At 35.9% G+C, this 20,033-nt stretch carries 18 protein-coding genes; 10 read left to right on the top strand and 8 right to left on the bottom strand.

Going from position 1 to position 20,033, the window contains the following annotated elements; all coding sequences use genetic code 11:
• Positions 1-17 precede the first annotated feature (17 nt).
• The 8 genes from ACTJJF_RS20340 to tssO all read right to left on the bottom strand — a co-directional run bounded on the left by ACTJJF_RS20340 (position 18) and on the right by tssO (position 10,513).
• The gene (locus tag ACTJJF_RS20340; protein ID WP_440700827.1) at positions 18-1,115 is read right to left on the bottom strand and encodes a hypothetical protein; all 1,098 of its coding nucleotides are present in this window, start codon (positions 1,113-1,115) and stop codon (positions 18-20) included.
• Between the two features lie 115 nt (positions 1,116-1,230).
• Positions 1,231-3,072, bottom strand: a complete 1,842-nt coding sequence (locus ACTJJF_RS20335) for a hypothetical protein (protein ID WP_440700826.1) — start codon at positions 3,070-3,072, stop codon at positions 1,231-1,233.
• 9 nt (positions 3,073-3,081) lie between these two features.
• A complete protein-coding gene (locus ACTJJF_RS20330; RefSeq protein WP_440700825.1) occupies positions 3,082-5,010 on the bottom strand; it encodes a type VI secretion system Vgr family protein in 1,929 nt (642 codons plus the stop codon).
• A 180-nt stretch (positions 5,011-5,190) separates the two neighbouring features.
• The gene (gene tssD, locus ACTJJF_RS20325) at positions 5,191-5,604 is read right to left on the bottom strand and encodes a type VI secretion system tube protein TssD (RefSeq protein WP_312302728.1); all 414 of its coding nucleotides are present in this window, start codon (positions 5,602-5,604) and stop codon (positions 5,191-5,193) included.
• 417 nt (positions 5,605-6,021) lie between these two features.
• Complete coding sequence (tssR, locus tag ACTJJF_RS20320) at positions 6,022-8,427, bottom strand: type VI secretion system protein TssR domain-containing protein (protein WP_312302726.1); 2,406 nt, start codon at positions 8,425-8,427, stop codon at positions 6,022-6,024.
• 47 nt (positions 8,428-8,474) lie between these two features.
• Entirely contained in the window at positions 8,475-9,386 is a 912-nt protein-coding gene (locus tag ACTJJF_RS20315; protein WP_065400751.1) for a PKD domain-containing protein, read from the bottom strand.
• 54 nt (positions 9,387-9,440) lie between these two features.
• The gene (locus ACTJJF_RS20310; protein WP_312302721.1) at positions 9,441-9,965 is read right to left on the bottom strand and encodes a type VI secretion system transmembrane protein TssO; all 525 of its coding nucleotides are present in this window, start codon (positions 9,963-9,965) and stop codon (positions 9,441-9,443) included.
• 11 nt (positions 9,966-9,976) lie between these two features.
• A complete protein-coding gene (tssO, locus tag ACTJJF_RS20305) occupies positions 9,977-10,513 on the bottom strand; it encodes a type VI secretion system TssO (RefSeq protein ID WP_312302718.1) in 537 nt (178 codons plus the stop codon).
• A gap of 180 nt (positions 10,514-10,693) precedes the next feature.
• Here tssO and ACTJJF_RS20300 point away from each other — a divergent pair, with 180 nt between their 5' ends.
• The 10 genes from ACTJJF_RS20300 (at position 10,694) to ACTJJF_RS20255 (ending at position 20,023) form a co-directional block, all read left to right on the top strand.
• Complete coding sequence (locus tag ACTJJF_RS20300) at positions 10,694-11,365, top strand: response regulator transcription factor (RefSeq protein ID WP_276160842.1); 672 nt, start codon at positions 10,694-10,696, stop codon at positions 11,363-11,365.
• A 283-nt stretch (positions 11,366-11,648) separates the two neighbouring features.
• Positions 11,649-11,939: an HU family DNA-binding protein gene (locus ACTJJF_RS20295; RefSeq protein ID WP_002984212.1), complete on the top strand. Its 291-nt coding sequence runs from the start codon at positions 11,649-11,651 to the stop codon at positions 11,937-11,939.
• 369 nt (positions 11,940-12,308) lie between these two features.
• Positions 12,309-13,868, top strand: a complete 1,560-nt coding sequence (locus ACTJJF_RS20290; RefSeq protein ID WP_312302712.1) for a ribonuclease E/G — start codon at positions 12,309-12,311, stop codon at positions 13,866-13,868.
• A gap of 214 nt (positions 13,869-14,082) precedes the next feature.
• On the top strand, positions 14,083-14,550 hold the full coding sequence (locus ACTJJF_RS20285; protein ID WP_440700824.1) for an OsmC family protein: 468 nt from the start codon (positions 14,083-14,085) through the stop codon (positions 14,548-14,550).
• Between the two features lie 150 nt (positions 14,551-14,700).
• Entirely contained in the window at positions 14,701-15,330 is a 630-nt protein-coding gene (locus ACTJJF_RS20280) for an NUDIX hydrolase (RefSeq protein ID WP_440700823.1), read from the top strand.
• Between the two features lie 27 nt (positions 15,331-15,357).
• Entirely contained in the window at positions 15,358-16,164 is an 807-nt protein-coding gene (locus ACTJJF_RS20275) for a lysophospholipid acyltransferase family protein (protein ID WP_047098495.1), read from the top strand.
• A 16-nt stretch (positions 16,165-16,180) separates the two neighbouring features.
• Positions 16,181-16,618 (top strand): hypothetical protein, encoded by a 438-nt coding sequence (locus ACTJJF_RS20270; RefSeq protein WP_312302700.1) that lies wholly within the window; start codon positions 16,181-16,183, stop codon positions 16,616-16,618.
• 6 nt (positions 16,619-16,624) lie between these two features.
• Positions 16,625-17,962: a UDP-N-acetylmuramate--L-alanine ligase gene (locus ACTJJF_RS20265; RefSeq protein WP_312302698.1), complete on the top strand. Its 1,338-nt coding sequence runs from the start codon at positions 16,625-16,627 to the stop codon at positions 17,960-17,962.
• Positions 17,963-18,434: 472 nt separating this feature from the next.
• Positions 18,435-19,220, top strand: a complete 786-nt coding sequence (locus tag ACTJJF_RS20260) for a C-type lectin domain-containing protein (RefSeq protein ID WP_440700822.1) — start codon at positions 18,435-18,437, stop codon at positions 19,218-19,220.
• Between the two features lie 14 nt (positions 19,221-19,234).
• The gene (locus ACTJJF_RS20255) at positions 19,235-20,023 is read left to right on the top strand and encodes a C-type lectin domain-containing protein (protein ID WP_312302694.1); all 789 of its coding nucleotides are present in this window, start codon (positions 19,235-19,237) and stop codon (positions 20,021-20,023) included.
• Positions 20,024-20,033: the final 10 nt, after the last annotated feature.

The following is a 20,033-nucleotide window of genomic DNA, read 5'->3' as shown; positions in this document are numbered from 1 at the left end:
TCTTTTTTAAGCTGGTTTTAGTAAGAAAATTTCATTGTTTCTTTAAGTTCTTTGTTTCTACCAAATATTTCTTTTTGAATTATCCTTCCAATATTGTCTAGCTTGTATTTAATAATTTCATAATCTAGAAGTTCTTTATTTCCTTCTATCTTGCCATTATTCATTTTATTTGAAAAACTGAATTTATTAATTGTTACTTCTATCTTGTCAGATTGATAAGTGTATTTTTTCTCAATTACAGAAAAAGGTATTTCAGATTTACTTCTAAACTGTTGCCAGCTTAATTTCTTTTGTTCTTCAATAGTTATAGGCTTCCATTTTTTATCGATAAGAACTGAAGAGTTTACAATATCATATTCAAATTGCATTTCTTCAACGATCTTGTCATTATTATATGTATAATTTTTTTTGATAAAATGATTAATTATTTTTTGTGAATCATTTTTGTCAAGCATTCCTGAATATTCTATAATCTCAATAAGTCTTCCAGAAGAATCATATTTATATTCTGTAATTAAATTCTGATCATCACTAAACTTTTTGTCTAGATTGCTTTCAGAATTATAAGCATAATTAAGAATATATTTTTTATCTTTTTTATTTCCTTCTTCCCTTATAACTTGATTGTCTTTATCATAAAAGTATTTTATACTTTTTTCAGCTGTTTCAGACTCTAACAAATTAGCACCCTCATCATATTTATATTCAGCAATTATCTTTCCTCCATCATCAACCTTTAAAAGCTCTGCAAATCTATTATAATGATAAACTACCTTGTTCATTTTTAACTCTCCAGACTGATCCGAAATGTTCATTTTTGAAGTACTTATCAACCCTAATTCATTTACTGTATTTTCAGTAGAAAAAATACCTAAAGAAGTTTCTGAATCTCCAGTTGAAAATTTATAGTTCTGTTGTACTTTTTTAGGGAGGAAATATAAAAATTCATTTACTTTGAGTAAATAATTTACATAATTTAAATCTGGTTTATATACTGTATACATAGATCTTTTTAAATCTATATATAAAAGTTTTTCACCTAAAGGATTATATATTATAACTTGATCGTTTATTTTCTCAAAAGCTGTTTTGTGATTGGGAAACTGGTCTTTCATTTTTAGTTGATTAGCAGTAGTATTAGTTTCTTTACTATATTTAGATTGACAAGAAATCATGGCTGATCCTGTCAAAAATAGTAAACAAGATATTTGAAAATACACTCTCATAGTTTTATTTTTTTACTAATTCTATCAAATTAGGATCCTTTCTCATAATATCCCACTGAAACTTCCATAAAGAGATTTTATTTGTGATTAAATTTACATCATTAGAAGGATCTTTATCATTATTCTTAAAATTATAGTCATAATCCATAATATTATCTGTTGTTCCTTGTTCTAATGTAATACCTTCACTGAACCAACTACCTCCTCTTTTTAAAAAAGTATGAGGAAGATTAAATGTATGACCTGCTTCATGAATAAATGTGGAAGCATCAGCCTGAGGAGTTAGCATCGCACTATCAGCCTTGTATGATACATCTTCTGCTTTTCCTAATAAAATAGTATTGTTTTTACTTTTAATTCCAAAAGGTAATAAAAATATTATAAGCTCTTTTTTATCTTTTGTTTCATTTGATTTAAATGTGTCATTGATTTTATCTCTAATCCTTCCTGAATTGAACTCTTTATCATTATCATTTACTATATAATGACTACTTCGTCCTTTTTTCAGCTTAAGTTCATGAAAAAAAGAATCTATGTTTTCAACATCAATTTCAAGTTGTTCATAATTAGTACTGTTCTTTTCCTTATATCTTATCAATGGTTGAGACATCATATCAATAAGTGATTGCTTATTGTTACTTATAAAACTTGTATACCGATTGATGGCTTGCATTTGTTCATTATATAAATCAGTAGAAATTTTTTGTCTTTTTATGACCAAATCTTTTATATCTTGAAGTTCTTTTTCCTGTTTCAGAATAATGTCTTCAATTTCTTTCACTCGTATTGAATTTCCAACGTTCTGTAATGAACTTTGTAAGCTTCTTAAATTAGCAATTCCTCTAGTCAAATTCTTTTCCCTTTCTGCTAACTTTCGATTTTCCTGGTAACCAACTGAAGCTCCTGATAAATAAACCTTATCTTCAAAATTTTCAATATATATCCAACCTTTAAAAAATACTTTAACATACCTGAAAACTACCTCATATTCCACTGAATTGTTATAAACATTTAATATTCCCAATAGCTCCCCTGCACTTACATATATTGTTTGAGGCCCTGTAGGAGTTTTTCCACTTGCAATTTCGTCTTGTCTTTTCTTTTCCTCTGCTTTTTCTTCTTCACTTTTTTTATGAAATGTTAGAATGATTGAGCTGTGATCTGAAATATAGTCTAAAAAAGAGATTCTTATTGTTTTAGAAAATAGTTTAGGATGGCTCTCATCTATATTAAAAAAAGTATCTCCACTATCAATAAAAGCAACTTCAATTTCATCACTTTTACTGCTGATTTTGATATTTCCTTCCACCGGCTCCTCAATATTAAAAAAAACATCCAGTTCATAGCTTTTAGAATTTCCAGAGTCATCTTTTGCAAATGCAGAGAACCATGGAACAAAATAAATTTTGCCATTGAGATTTATTATTGAACCACCAGAATTTTTACCAGCCTCCATATACCCTAACTCCCTAATCGGGATATATTTTATAAAAGAAGTATATTCTTTCTGTAACTTGTTTCGCCCACTCAATACCGTTTTGTTGTCTTCAAAATCATAAGGTTCATTATATGTAGTTCCGTATTTATTTCCGGCATACCAATCAAATCCAAAATCCGGTTTATTACTATAATCTGCTTTTCTTCGAAAAATAGCCACCCCTTTTATTGAGTTCTTTAATTCTTTTTTATTTGCAGGAGGAATATTATATGTAACCCCCTTTTGATCTCCTTTTTGTCTAACAAAATTTGAAGCCAAATTGCTTATGAAACTTCCTGCATTATTTTCAATCTCTTGACTTGATCTTTCAGAAATTTTTCCACCTGCTATTTCTGTAATATTTCCCATGATAACAATTTAAAAGTTACTACCTTTTTCCCCGCTATTGTTTTTCACTTCTTTCTGCGCATTATGGTGAATGGTTCCTTCTGATGAAATCACTTCAATATCCTTACTGGCATTTCTTTTCACATTTGTTGACTCTGAAGAAATATCTCCTTTTGCAACTTTCATAATATTAGCAGCCATTAAAGAATAATCCAATATGGCATTCTGCCAGATATTTGCACCTGCAGTTTCTGTAATATTCATTCCTACAGAATTGCTCTTATTCATCCCCACCGTCGTCGTCATGTTCTCCCCCACATTAATATTCATATTCTTACAGTTCAGAGTCATGGTTTCCGGTGCTGTGATGGTGATATTGCTTCCCGTAGTATCCAGATGGATCTCATTACCGCTTTTATCGGTGATGATGATGCTTTCATCTTCTGTAAAGATAACTTTGTGTCCGCTTCTGGTCTGAATAGATTTCACACGGTTATCAATTCCGCCGCCAAGGCCGATTCCACCGTGGAACATTCCCCCCATAACGAAAGGTCTGTCAGGATGATTGTGTACGAAATTGACCATGACCTGATCTCCTACTTCGGGAATGGCGACATAACCACGGTTTTGGGTAATCCTATCCGTTCCTCCGGCATCTGGACTCATAACCCGTACAAAGTGTGTGGTATCATTCATCTGCCAGTCGAATCTCACCTGCACCCTTCCCTGTCCTTCAGGGTCTGCATTGGCTACCACGGTTGCAATCTGAGGCTGAGCGACAGGAACCGTAAATTCAGGTTTGGGTAAAAATCCTGTATCGGCTGCGATGGACTCAAAACTTCCGGTGTAATGCCCGATGGTATCAATTTCGTGAACGGCTTCCGTAATCATCACTTTGGTAAAGTAAGAGGTTTCGTTGCTGTCAGGTTTTCTCATATAGATATCTGCAACGCAACCGGGATGCAGAAACGGAACTGTGGTAGAACCTGATACTGAAAATACACTTACAGCTTCACTTCCAGCAGTGCTTCTCTGGGAATGTTCCACATCCAGATGGGTAGATGCCTTGATGGGGGCTACCTGAAGTGCCGGCGTTTTATATATTTTTTCGTTATGGCTGTATGCTGTTTTGGCAAGATCACCCAAGTGTTTTACAGGGGTTTCTCCTGATGTCAGTTTTTCATTTTTACTGCTGTTGTAACCGTAATACTGCGGTTTTGTATGAACAGCTTTCAGCTCTACCCTGATATCATTCGCATTGCTTCCATACACCAGTTTGATAGGCTTGTTCTGAGGCGGAAGCTTTCCGAAATGCAGAACTTCACCATCATAATAAAACTGCTCGCCATAGGCTTCTGCCATCCTTGCGAGGTAATTATAATGTGTTTCATTATACTGACTGCTGTAGATGATCTGAGAATAGTCATTGGTATCCACTCTTATATCAAAACGTCCCTTATCAATTCCCTGTTTGATCACTTCTTCCGCAATGATTCCCATATTAACAGCCTGTCCGCCACCAAAACTCTGGATATGCGGAGCTCCATCCAGCAAAATAGTAGGACTGTATCCTGAAATCACAATATTGCCCAGGCTCATTTTTTCCTGGCTGAAGCCTACTTTGGTAATAACCCCTACGAAATTTCTTTCCGGGCTGTTTTCAATATCTTTGTAGGCAATAACTGCTGTGAGCCTTTTCCCCAGGAACTTATTTGCTTCTTCAAGAGTATGGCTTTGCCGGTCTCCCAATGCATCATGGGCTAAAATAAGACTGAATTCGTGGTGATGATTAGCTTTTTGCTTAAGGGTGAAATGTTTATAGTATTTAATAATCTTACCTTCCACCACCAGCGACAGCTTTACCAGCCGGTTGATTCCTGTATGATGATTCTCAGATATGGCATCTGCATTTTGAGCGGGCCGGAAAGACGGTCCCTTCGTTGACAATTCGGTTTTCATATGCTTTGTGTTTGATTTGGTGAGTATTAAAGATAATAATATTCTACGAAATGGGTATCTGTTAAATTTAAATAAAGAAAAATTTAATCAACCTCGTCTGAGGCAAAAAAGACTGTCTTTAATAAGGACAGTCTTTTTTTATGAATGTTGATAATGTGTATAATTTTCAGATACATCAGCTTATTTACCAGCTGCAGGCCATAAACCATCGAAACGGGAAGTTCCGTAGTCAATTCCTTCTGCACTGATTACGAAGCTAATCAACATACTGTTGCTGTCGATAGCATCGAAGTCTACTTCGTGTTGGATTACATATCCGTTCTCCCATTTCAAAGTGATCAGTGTTCCTTCTTCGTGAGATTTGTTGAACACAATCTCTCCTACCGTAGGCTTGTATTTTCCGTTCAGTAAGCTTTCAAGAATGTCTGATTTTTCAGTAGCTTCTACTGTAACTTTGATCAATGCATTGGAAGGATCTGATGCTACACGTCCGGATACGTCTGTAGATCTCGATACGCTATAGTTCATTTTTAATAATTTCTGTCCTTCCCCGTTGTTGAATTTTAAGATTCCTCTCGAATTTCTTTCTGCCATGATTTGTAAATTTTAATCGTTAATAATATTTTGTGATTCGGTGATTGTGTAGCAAATATAGAGGCTCTTTTTTTCTAAAAAAAACTTTTCACCATAAATCTGAAAAATTGTAGTAGTTCTACGATTTCTTGTCGTAATTCTACGACATTTGATTTACAAACCACTATACAACCACTATTAATAAAGCATTTTAAATTATTTCCCAATTTTAAGAAAAACGTTATTTTTACACTATAACGAGAAATAAAAGACGAAAATTTAAACAAAAAAAGGGAAAATTAAGAAAGGAAAACAAAGGGAGTAATAAGATAATTCCGGATAGAAAATTCATCAAAAGTAAATTTCTGGATTCAGTTTTTCTTCAACAAAAAAAGCAGAAGTACTCTCTTCTGCTTTTGATATTATTAAAACTGACAATTAATGTTTAGTATACTCCGGCTGTTCTCTTGGAATTCTTGTTGGGGTAAAGTATTCATTAAGCCAGTAGAATGTCTGTCCGTTCTGCTGAATTTTTACTGCAGGGTTGTTTCTGTTCGCAAGCATTCTGTCTGCCAGATTTTTATAATGCTGGAAATAATTTTTTACCGTCTCATTAGGAACTACTTTTGATTTTTTCCATCCTTTCAGTTTATATTTTGCCATCAGTTCTTCTTCTGAAAGGTCGAATCCTGTACTCATTCCAATTGCATAGGACATTGGCAGTTCATAAAGCTCTCCTTTATCCAGGAATTTAATGGTAGGATTGTACTTCTTCAGCAGTTTCACGTACTCTTTCACAGCTTTTGCCTGGTTAAAGTTCGGACGATCTGCTTCGGTATTCTTATATACTTCCGTATAGAAAGCTTTAAGGTTATCATATTCTGTTTCAGAAATCAGGATCCCTTTTTCTATAGCAGGCTCATAATCTTTCAGATCTTTTGGAATGTATCCTTTTACCAGGAACGGATTTCCGTAGTTGATCAGCTGTGCAGCAATTCCTGCAGATACAGGATTGGTAAGCCCCGGATACAGATACTTGTACTTCAGATCAACATCTGTTTTACCCGCTCCTACAGAAGAGTGGAAATAGTTATTAAGTGATTTATCAATATTCTGGTTATCTACCGTTACCTGTGCAATAAGGCTGTCTACAGATTTTTTCAGGAATCCAGGCGTTGCAACATCTCCTTTTTTAGGGAAGATTACAAAGCCCTGAGACATACTTTGCTTAGGATAAGCCAGTGAGAAGAATCCTTCGTCTCCCTCTACCAGGCTGAAGTTATTTTTGGTAAGAACATCATACTGGTCAGTGATCTTCTGCTTTTTAAGTTCAGCAATATTTTTTGCGGTGTTGGTTACCACATTTTCTGCCATCAGTACGAAATCATTGTAGTTATCTGAAGATCTCGCATTGGTCTGGAACATGATCAGCCTTGCCTGAGCCTGTGTAAGGGAACTTATCACGCTGTACATATTCCCGCTCTGGCTGGCAGAAGTACCTACGGTCACTACAATATTGGTTTCATCAGGAACATTTGAAAGAAGGTTTCCGGCAGCAGAAAGCGCCTCACCTACCGGCTGGTAACCACTGTTACTCGCACAGTTCATTTCATTGCTCTTCTCATTGATAAACGTGGTAATTTTGCTATAATCAGTACTCAGGTTAGAAACGGAAACATTATTTCCGCAAGGATTATTTTTGTATAAAACCACCCCATATTTTACGGTACTGAAATAAGAAGGTTTTTCGAATCTAAGCTGAAGATCCTGTAATAATGATTTTACAATGGAAGCATAAGGTGCATTTGCAGCACTGATATCCAATGCAAAAACAATATTCATTTTTTTATCTCTTTCCGTAATTTCCTTATAACGGTCAAAATAAATCTCTTCTCCCAAAACGTTGAATACGTAGTTCTTACTATAATCTAAAATATTGGTGAAATATTTTGTCTTAAGATCAGGAGTAGGCGTTCCTTCCAACGGTAAAGTTACCGGGAAAATATTTTCTAACGGAGGTCTTTTATTAACATCTGTAAGAAGAATAGCTGTTTTGTTTTCTGCATCTGATCCTGATCCTCCCGGATATCCTTCATGGATTCCTAAACCGGTATCACTGATTCCTGTGGTATTTTTCAGCTTTATGGCAGAACGCTCACCCCATGTGGAGATCACATTAGAGCTTACCCAACCGTAAAGGCTGGTGCCAATGCTGTCTATATCAATAGTAGGTTTCTTCCCTACGAGGAATCTCTTGTTATTTTCAGCCTGTTTGTAAACATATACCATCTGCCCGTTAGGGATTTTTACATTGGCTGTTTCAATAAGGCTTGGTGAGTTGAACACCATGATAGAGTCATTCTTATAGTATCTTTCAGCACTTCTGATGACTTCACTGTTGTTCGGGACTACTGCTACTCTTACAGGATATCCTGTTCTTTCGCTCTTAAGGGAGTTGTTCCATAGAAGCAGGTCGGATTCAGGAATCCAGCCATATGTTTTGATAGATTTTGATGAAACTTTTTTCATTAAAGCATCAGGAACATATTCTGCTACTTTTACCATTCCATCCCTGTGTTTCAGAACCATCAGAGGTTCCAGGAATTTCACTTCTTTGTATGATTTTTCATCATCTTTATCCAGATAAGCTGTATTTCTTGAACGGTCTGAAACCACAATCCAAGGCACTGACTTTTTAGGAAATCCGTTGACTACAGGAGAGCCGTCTACCATACTGTATTGAGAAGGCTCGGGGGTTTTCTTAGACGGAAGCTTTACCTGGCAACTCGTCAATAATACTGATAACCCTATATAATATGCTGCTAGCGGAAATTTATTTTTCATCCTATTTTATCTTTTTATGATTGGCGCATCCGGAGTTCCGGACGGTATTATTTGCTTTGATTGATATCTACTTTCGTTACGCAATTCTGCTTATCATCGAAATTCACCTTTACAGTCTGAATCACGGTATTTTTGTCAAACTGAAGACCTGCACAATACATATAGAAATTGTTTACCTTGCTGTCATTTACTTTTACCACAGTATTTTCATTGTTACACAGGTAAGTTTTCAGCAGGTAATTGTAGTGCATATTGAAGCTGTTCCCGTTAGCAATCTGCTGCAGATGGTATTTGAAATCATCATCTATTTTGGCATAAGAATCTTCTACAGATACTTCTTCTTCAGCAAGGGCATTATAAGCAGGAAGAATTTTGATGCGGTGGTAGACAGGGTTCTCATTTTCTTCGGTAAGCAGGGTTACCAGATAATCGCCCGGCTGTTTATAAGAATAAATAGCAAATTTTTCTTTGGCATCAGTACCACCTGTTTCCCCGAATTTCCAAGCAAATGATTTAGCTTCTGAAACAGCACGGAAAGACACATTTTCATTTTGCATTGCCTGGGCCGGTGCCTCAATTGTAGTTTTGATCTGTGCCGTATCTTTCGCTTTCTGGATACTTCTTGCGTTTACCATTACCGGGAAAGACTTCGTATACTTGTTGTCTATGATCAGACTTACCTGGTAATATCCCGGTTTATTGTAAAAGTGTATACCGTTACTTTTATCAGAAGTTGTACCGTCTCCGAAATTCCATCTTTTGGTTTTTGCAAATTGGGTTTTATCTTCAAATAAAAGAGTATCTCCTACTGCCAGAGAGTTGGGGTAAACCACTCCAACAATATCATCGGCAGAGTGAATCACTTTTTTCTGCAGCCACAAAGCAACCAGTGCCGCAATGAGCAATGTTGCTATAACACCAATAATAATGTTCTTCTTGTTCTTTTGAAAATAATTCATAGTTAATAATTGTGATGTGTTTTATTTATAGTTCCTAGTATTTCCATGCTTTCCCTACTGCGTTCTTGCCTTCAGGTCCTTTTCGCGTTCGTAAATTTTGTTCTGTTTGTCTTTAAATCCGATTCTGCAGTCTTCCACCTGTTTTTCAAAGATCTTAATATCTTCTGTGGTGGTTGCAATTACCTTTTTGTCATCAAAATACATTTTGTAAAATTTGGCAATCTGAGGATAGGCATCCTTTCGGATATCAATGACGTTATTGTTGCTGAAATAGCTGTTAAGATCATTCACTCCCAACTGGATATTATTTTCAGCAAAAGGTTGTGGGCCGTCAGTCGTAAGTTTGGTGATCATGGTATAAGTACTGTCCATGATCGGTAAAATAACCTTTTGGTGCTGTTCAAATTCAGCTTTCTGTTCCAGGTTCTGAATTCCTCTTACATCTTCATCAGAAAAAGGGGATACAAATCCTTTCAGAAAAATGATACCCAAAAATATCATTGCAGTGATCAGCATCAGTATTAAATAAAAAAACTGATAATGCCTTTCCTTTTTAGATAATGTGATTTGTCCTTGCATATCTTTTCTTTTTATTTTCTTCTTTTACTTCCCGTGAAATTTCTTGTCGGATCTTTTCTAAGCTCACTGTTGGCCCTGTCTATTTTATTCATGCAGTCTTCAAGATCTCTTTTAGCAAATTTTTTACGAGATTCCACAACCATAATGTCAGCTTTTAACTTCAGCATGGGTTCTATCTGCTTCATCAGTACCGCATAATGCTTAAAATTCTGAACACTGTCTGCTTTCATAATATTTTTAACGTCTCTTACGTTATCCATAATACTGGTTCTGAGAAATACCTCATTTTCCACCTTATTAAGACTAAGCTGGGTCATTTTATCATAGATTTCATCAACTTGATTTTTCAGCACGTCGCTCCGAAGCATCAGTTCTTTGTACGCTTCCGAGTCTTTGCTGATCCCTTCCCGCTGCATATCATAGCTCTTAAAGAAGAGAAACAGACATGCAAACGATACCACTGACAAAATGGCAAAAGACAGAATAAACTTCCAAATGCCTATTCTGACGTCAGATTTGTTTAATTTTTTTTCCCTGTTCGAAGACATAATTTGCGATTTGTTTGGCCTGTGAAAATATAAAAAAAAAATTTTATGCACAATACGTAATTTCCCCAGGCCGGTTTCGTGAAAACCCTGATTAAATTAATATTAATTTCCTCTTTAATAAGTTTTTCATAAATTAGGCCTCGGAATTTTAAATATCATTCGCCAAATCGATATTGAAAAATGAGTAAAATATTATCTAATACCGTGCGTTTCTCAATTGCAGACAGTGATTTTTATTTTAAGAAAATAATGATCAAAACACTGATGGAGAATCCTTTTTATATGCTTCTGAATGACTGTAATAATGGGCATGAACTGGTGAACAGAATCTACAGAAGACAGGAAGACGTGTTCATCATCGAATTGTTTATGCCGGTATTAAGCGGAATTGAAGCGATCAAATACATCAGAAAAAACAATTCTGAAACTCCTATTATCACCTATTCCGGTACGTATCAGGAAGATATGGCAGATATTCTTGCCAAAATACCCAATATCTATTATTGTGAGAAAAAGAGTACCATTATTAAAGATATTATCAAAGGTAGTATAGCCTCTGAAGAGTTTGATTATCACGCCTATTCCAAAGAATGGGAGCAGCAGCCTCTTGCAGTACAGGAGTATATGGACAGACAGAAGAAAGGACAGGAAGAGCTTTCTCCGGCCGAGATACAATTGATGAGATTCTGCTATGAAGGTTTCAGTAACAAAGAAATTGCCGAAAAGCTTAATCTGAGTACAAGAACTATTGATACTTATATCAACCGTCTTACAGAAAAGCTTGGACTGAAAACAAAACTTCACCTGATCCGCTTTTGTGTAGAAAACGGCTATTATAATTCAAGTATGTAGTACCGACTGGATTGGGAAAACATTGTATGCAGCCATAGGACTTCCGGACAATAAATCATTGTCTAACAGTTATTAAGAAAAATTATTTCAATTAATTATCTGTAGAATCCGGCTTATAACGGGGCCATATTATTAAATTGTTAAATTCTCCCGAGACCTCCTTAATATAGTGTATACATTAAAATCTCAAGTATCTGAACAAAAATATTTTGCCACTAATTTGCTAGTATTCAATTTTTTTAACTAAATTTGCACACCTAAAATTTAAAATTAAAATAAGGAAATGACAAAGGCAGAATTGGTAAACACCATCTCAAATAAGTTGGGAACAGAAAAGAATGAAACACAGAAAGTTGTAGAAGCTTTTATGCAGGAGATCAGAACTTCTATGTATAATGGGGATAACGTTTATCTGAGAGGTTTTGGATCTTTTATCATTAAAACAAGAGCTGCTAAAACAGGAAGAAATATTTCTAAGAATACTGCAATTGAGATTCCTGCTCATAACATTCCTGCTTTCAAACCTTCAAAGTCTTTTGTAGAGAAAGTAAAAACTAAAGTTGCAGTAAAATAAGAACATTAACTGAATATTAACTAGTTATTAAAAAATTAAAATTATGCCAAGCGGAAAGAAAAGAAAAAGACACAAGGTTGCGACTCACAAAAGAAAGAAAAGAAGAAGAGCAAACAGACATAAGAAAAAATAATCTCTTCTTCTCGAGATTTACAATATAATAATATAGTTGGTGGTTTTATATTTTTAAAGTTCACCGACTATATTTTTGTTTGCAACTATAAGATTCTGCGGAAAACGGAAGATTTCAAATATTATTTTAATAAAAATATACAGGTTTTCATTCTAAATCCTTATATTTATTAGATGAATTATTCGAGAAAAAACATCCACTTCCTATAATCTTAAACAATTTTATCTTATAACAAAATGAAGAAAGAACTAATAGTTTCGCATGAAGATGATCTTACAAAGATTGCACTGCTGGAAGACGGAAGACTATGTGAACTTCATGAGCAAGAAGACAAAAGCGATTTTATAGTTGGAGATCTGTTTATAGGAAAAGTAAAAAAACTGGCACCCAATCTGAATGCGGCGTTCGTCAACATCGGATATGATAAAGATGCATTCCTGCATTATCAGGATCTGGGTCCCCAATATCTTACATACAGAAAGTTTTTAAAAGATACTATTTCTAAAAAACAAAGCACTTCAAGCTTAAAGAATTTCGAGATACAACCCGAAATAGACAAAAACGGAACAGTAGATAAAGTGATCGCCAAAGACGATCTGGTTCTGTTACAGATTACTAAAGAACCAATATCTACAAAAGGCCCCAGAATTTCTACCCAGATCTCTCTGACAGGACGTTTTCTGGTACTGATCCCTTTCGACAACAAGGTTTCAATATCCAAAAAAATCAGAAGTTCTGAAGAAAAAGAAAGACTGAGAACTCTGATTGACAGTATTAAACCTGAAGGTTTCGGAGTAATCATCAGAACAGTGGCCGAAGGAAAAAAAGTTGCCGATCTCCATAATGACATGAATCAACTGGTTCAGAAATGGGAAAGCACTTTTAAAAATATTCAGAGAAATAAGGTTCCATCTAAAGTTTTAAGCGAAGAAGATAAGGCTTCAGCTATTTTAAGAGACAATTTTAATCAGGATTTCGTCAATATTATCTGTGATGACGAGCAGATGGTGAGTGAAATGAAAAATTACATTGAGGTAATTGCTCCTGAAAAGAAAAATATTGTCCAGTTTTATGATTCTCATATTCCTCTTCTGGAATATTACAATGTTGAAAAACAACTTAAACAGAGCTTTGGAAAGCACGTCAATATTCCAAGTTCTAAAGGCGCTTATCTTGTTATTGAGCACACAGAAGCTCTTCACGTCGTAGACGTCAATTCCGGGAATAATATTACCACCGGAACCGCTGTCAATAAAGAACACGCACTGAAAGTGAACAAAATGGCAGCTACCGAGATCGCAAGGCAGCTTCGCCTCCGTGATATGGGAGGAATCATTGTGATTGACTTCATCGACATGCCGAATTCTGAACATAGAAGAGATCTCTATGAACATCTTAAAGAGGAAATGAAGCGCGACAAGGCTCGCCATAAAATACTTCCTCCAAGTAAATTTGGACTGATCCAGATCACCAGACAAAGAAACCGTCCGGAAAAGCAGATCGAAACCAAAGAAGAAAACCCGAACAAAGACGGAGAAATTGTAGCTCCGATCGTAATCGTGGAAAGAATGGGTGAAACTTTAAGAAACATCCTGCAGAAAGAAAAAGGAAAAATCTACCTGCACGTACACCCTTTCGTAGAAGCCTATTTAACCAAAGGCATCAAAAGCATCCAGATGAAATGGTTTATCAAATACAAAAAGTGGGTAACCATTGTACCAAGGGATTCTTTTAAATATTTAGAATACAAAATCTACAATTCCAAAAAAGAAGAATTGATAGAATTCTCTAATTAAGACAAAATTCAAACCTCCGGCTGTACCGGAGGTTTTTTATGATGCAATAGAGAACATAAATCTAAGTCAAAGCCCTATTAATACCGATATCCTGACAATTACATTACAAGAATAACAGTTGTTTAACGACAATATCTAATATCTAATATCTAATATCTAATATCTAATATCTAATATCTAATATCTAATATCTAATATCTAATATCTAAATAACATGAAAAATCACCATTACAAAATTACCATTCAATGGACAGGAAATAAGGGCACGGGAACCACCGGCTACAGGGATTATGAAAGAAGTCATACTATTTCGGCAGAGCATAAAGCTGTCATCCAGGGATCTTCTGATCCTTCATTCCGTGGAGACAGAACCAAACATAATCCTGAAGAACTGTTTCTTTCCTCGCTTTCATCATGTCATATGCTATGGTATCTTCACTTCTGCTCAGAAGCCGGGATTATCGTTACAGATTATACGGATGAAGCAAAGGGTATCATGGAAGAAACAGCCAATGGAAGCGGGCTTTTTACGGAAGTAACCCTACATCCTGCTGTTACGGTAGCAGAAGAATCAATGATTGAAAAAGCAAAAGAACTTCATCATAAAGCTAACGAATATTGTTTCATTGCCAACTCCGTTAATTTTCCGGTGAAACATATACCTACTGTTTTAGTTAAATAAGACGTTCGATTTTTAAGAAAATTATCAGTATGCTAAGCATACAAGTTGTTGTATTCATTCGTTTATTAACATGTGGTTTTCCATTTATCCGCATAGGTTAATTAATGTTAAGTCTCCCGTTTCTTCAAGATATATTGTTAAATTTGAGCTATGGAAAATTTTGGAAAAGATTTATTACGGAAAATAAAAAGTATAGAACTTCCCGGCGAACATGCCCATGGGGTATTTTCCCCTCCCTACCGTCCCGTTTTCACCTACGATGAAGTGCTGGCCAAAAATCCCAAATTTGCTGCTGTCAATATTGTTTTGTATCTGAAGGATAACGAGTGGTATTTTCCATTGATCCAGAGAACCATTAATGAACATGACAGGCATAGCGGGCAGATCTCTTTACCTGGCGGAAAGCGTGAGGAAATGGACAGGGACTTTGCAGAGACAGCTATTCGTGAAACTTCTGAAGAAATAGGTATTGATAAACATTATGTACGGATCATCAGAGAGATGTCTCCCATCTATATTCCGCCAAGCAACTTTTATGTATATCCCTATATTTCATACACCAAAAAGAATCCTACATTTATTTTACAACAGAGTGAAGCGGTGGAAGTTATCGAATTTCCCATCACCTCATTTTTAAGCCTTTCGGATACTCCTGAAATTATGGCACTTCCGAGTGCAGGAGGAAAGGAAGTTCCTGTCATCAACTTTAACGGGTATATTATCTGGGGTGCTACAGCGATGATATTAAGTGAATTCAGCCAGTTGCTGAAAAAAATGTAACTTTGCACTACCGTGTTTAATTGAAAAATGGCGAAGAAAAATATTTTCACCGATGCATTCGGTACCCCTTATTTTTTGAAAAGGTTTATTATTTTTATCTTGGGAGTTGTATCCTACAGAAGGTTTAATGGCTTTAATAAACTGAAAATTACCGGCACAGAGCATCTTGTGGATCTTCCGGATTCCAATGTATTGTTTGTGTCTAATCATCAGACTTATTTTGCAGATGTTGCTGCCATGTATCACGCTTTCTGTGCCGTAAACAACGGATATTTAAATACCATTAAAAATCCGATCTATCTTTTGAATCCAAAGATTGATTTTTACTACGTTGCAGCCGAAGAAACCATGAATAAAGGTATTCTTCCTAAAATTTTTAAGATCGCAGGTGCTGTAACGGTTAAAAGAACCTGGAGAGCTGAAGGGAAAACCGTAAACAGGATGGTAGACATGAGTGAAGTAGACAACATCATGAAGGCATTGGATAACGGCTGGGTGGCTACTTTCCCGCAAGGAACAACATCCGCTTTCGCACAGGGAAGAAGAGGAACCGCAAAACTGGTGAAAAATCAGCGCCCTATTGTAATTCCTATCAAGATCAACGGATTCAGAAGGGCTTTTGATAAAAAAGGACTTCGGGTAAAGGTTACCGGTGTAAAACCTACCATGGAGTTTAAAGCCCCTCTTGACATCGATTACGATAATGAAAAAGCACCGGAAATTTTACTGAAGATCATGACTGCCATTGAGCAGACTGAAGACTTCAACCTATTACACAGTTATGATGAAGAACTTAAAGCTAAAAAATTAGAACAAAAGGACTCAAATAATTAAAGTAAAAAAGAAAATTATGAACAGAATACTTGGAATCTTATTCGCAGTCATAGTATTAGTTTCATGCAACAGCCAGAAAGTATATTCGGATTTTGATATCAGCTATGCAAAAAGCGGAGGCTATGCTCCTGTATACGAAAACCTGCTTATAAAAGGAAATAATGCCCATTATTCTTTTGAAGGCCAGGGAAAAAAATACAAACAGGATTTTAAAATTTCAGATGAAGATTTAAAGAAACTGGATCAGACTCTTTCTCAGAATAATTTCAGAAGAATTCAGGAAGACCGTCAAAAATTGTACGACAATATTTCTACGTCTATCAACATCAAGAAAGGTCCTAATGAAGGCAGTAAATCAGATGCCAGCATGATCACTCCAAACTATCAGACCAATTGGAATAATATTCTTGAGGCTTTCCAGCAGATCATTAATACTAATGTTAAAAAACAGTAAATACAATTGAAAACCCACTTCATTGCCATTGGCGGAAGCGCCATGCACAATCTTGCCATCGCATTAAAAGATAAAGGATATCAGGTTACCGGTTCAGATGATGCGATTTTTGAACCTTCAAAATCAAGACTGGAGAAAAAAGGAATACTGCCTCAGGAAATGGGCTGGTTCCCGGAAAAAATCACTCCGGATATTGATGCGGTCATTCTTGGGATGCATGCCCATCAGGATAATCCTGAGCTGGCAAAAGCAAAAGAGTTGGGCTTGAAAATATATTCTTATCCTGAATTCCTGTACGAACAGTCTAAAAATAAAACAAGAGTTGTCATTGCAGGATCTCACGGGAAAACGACAATTACCTCAATGATCCTTCACGTTCTGAATTTCCACAGAAAAGATGTGGATTTTATGGTAGGAGCACAACTGGAAGGTTTCGACTGTATGGTAAAGCTTACCCAGGATAATGATTTTATGGTGCTGGAAGGAGACGAATACCTTTCCTCCCCTATTGACCTGCGTTCAAAATTCTTACTATATCAGCCGAATATCGCTTTGATGAGTGGTATTGCATGGGATCATATCAATGTTTTCAAAACTTTTGATGATTATATTGAACAGTTCAGAAAGTTTGTGGCAAGCATTACTGCAGGAGGCGTTCTTGTTTATAATGAAGAAGACCCTGAGGTAGTGAAAGTAGTGGAAAATGCAGAGAATTATTTCAGAAAAATCCCTTACAAAACTCCGGAATATGAAATCAGCAACGGGAAAGTTTATTTAAAAACCGAAATGGGAGATGTTCCTCTTTCTGTTTTTGGTGCCCACAACCTGCTGAACCTTGAAGGAGCCAGACATATCTGCCAGCAACTGGGGATCATGGATGAGGATTTCTACGAAGCGATCATGAGTTTTAAAGGAGCTTCCAAACGTCTTGAAAAAGTGGAAAGAGAAGATAAAGGAACGCTTTACAAAGATTTTGCTCATGCACCCAGTAAAGTAAAAGCTGCTGTAAAAGCTTTCAAAGAACAGTTTAAGAATGAAAAGAAATACGGGTTCCTGGAACTTCATACCTATTCAAGCTTAAATCCAGCTTTCCTGGAACAGTATGATCACGCTATGGACGGTTTGGATGAAGCCATTGTTTTCTACTCTGAAGATGCTTTGAAGATCAAAAGAATGGAACCTATCTCTCCTGAATTCATCAAAGAGAAATTCAAAAATGAAAACCTAAGGGTATTCACCAATGCCGATGACCTTCACGCCTATTGGAATACTTTAGATAAGACAGATGGAGTCTACCTGATGATGAGCTCCGGAAACTTCGGAGGACTGGATCTGACAAAATAAACGAATCTTCAAAATAAGCCGGTTTGAAGTTTACCATCAAATAACCACTTATACACAATACTTAAATTCCTTTCAGTTAACTCTGGAAGGAGTTTTTATTTTATAACATCAGTAAAATAAGCTGATATCATCCTTACAGCTGTTTTTCAATTAATTAAAAAACAGCTGATAATAGCTGACATCTCAAAACCTAATAGATTTCAAAGTCATACTGTATCTATAATCTTTGCATTTATTGATGCAGCACTTTTCTGACACCATTTTTAGTAATAAAAATAATTTATCATACATAATTCAAATATGTTTAACATTTTAATAAAAAATTAATTTATTAATTAAAAATATATGCATATAAACAAATATGAATATTAAAAAAATTCCAAAATAAAATTATAAATATTTAAAAATCAGATAGTTATATTATTTATCATAAAATATTTTTATATATTTGATAGAATAAACAAAACATAAAATGAAAAAAACGATTCTACTTATTGCAGTACCCTGCGCTATAAATGCACAAGTTGGTATTAACACAACCGCACCAACAAAATCACTTGACATCAATGGAGAATTACGGATCCGCACTTTACCCATAGGCGTAGCGGCTGATGATATTCTCTCTACTGACACAAATGGAAATGTAAGAAAGATTTCCAGAAGTGATCTAGGCAGTGGATCATCAGGATTTAATAATACCATATTAGGCTACGATCCCAAGCCGGTAGCTACAAGGCCTCAACCGCCCGGATCAGTACCGGGAGGAGGAACAGCGGCAGAATTGGGATGTAAAAAATGGTCCGGGAATAATCATACGTATTGTGCCTATCAAATTTCACAGCCTATTAACTGGTTTAACGCATTCAGCTTTGGAAAACAGATGGGAGGCTACCTGGTAACTATGACTAATGATGCAGAAAGGGCCTGGGTAAATACTAATATCGTAAACTCAGGAACAGGATATAACCTGGCCAATAACATATGGATTGGATTCAATAAAATTCAAAGACCCGGAAATCCGGACCAGCTTCAATGGATCACCGGAGAAGAGTTCAAAATCAACTGGTCTACCAATCCTGCAACAACAGAAAACTGGTTTAATCCCGGTGAACCCAACAACTCGGGAGGAGGAGAAGGGGCAACCCATATATTTGCAACCAGTGTAAATTCTGAAAGAAAATGGAATGATTTAAATGGTACTTTGACTGCTAATTCAAGTATTTCTATGAACCAGCTCATCATTGAGTTTAATGAATAATAAAAAAGAACCACATGAAGAAATCAATTTTAGCATTCATTGTCTTACCGTATTTCATAAGCGCTCAGGTAGGTATCAATACAACAACACCGACAAAGTCACTTGATAATAACGGAGAATTAAGGATTCGTACTCTACCACAGGGAGCTACCAATGATGATATACTTTCTGCCGACACTAACGGAAATGTAAGAAAGATTTCCAGAAGTGATCTCAGCAGCGGATCATCAGGATTTAATAATACGATATTAGGTTACGATCCCCAACCGGCAGCAGCAAGACCTCAGCCACCAGGTTCAGTACCAGGAGGAGGAACGGCTACAGAAGTGGGATGTAAAAAATGGTCTGTAAATAATCATACCTACTGTGCATACCAGCTTACACAGGGAATCAACTGGTTCAATGCGTTCAGTTTTGGTAAACAAATGGGTGGCTATCTGGTTACGATGCCCAGCGATGCTGAAAGAATCTGGGTAGCAACCAATATAGTAGCTTCAGGAACCGGATATAATCTGGGGAACAATATATGGATTGGCTTTAATAAGATTAAGAGACCGGGTAATCCGGACAGGCTTCAATGGATCACCGGAGAAGAGTTCAGAATGAACTGGTCTACCAATCCTGCCACTACAGAAAACTGGTTTGCAACGGGAGAACCTAATAATTCGGGAGGAACTGAAGGCTCCACCCACATCTATAATACTTCCGGAAATGCAGAAAGAAGATGGAATGATTTAAGCGGCTCTACAACCACCTTTACCGGCTCAGCCATGAACCAGCTTATCATTGAATTCAACGAATAGAAAAAAGGCT

Origin of the sequence: Chryseobacterium sp. 22458 (assembly GCF_052044975.1) — a bacterium.
In the GTDB taxonomy this organism is placed as follows: domain Bacteria; phylum Bacteroidota; class Bacteroidia; order Flavobacteriales; family Weeksellaceae; genus Chryseobacterium.
The sequence above is the reverse complement of the archived record's forward strand: the minus strand, read 5'-3'. Positions and strand labels throughout refer to the sequence as shown.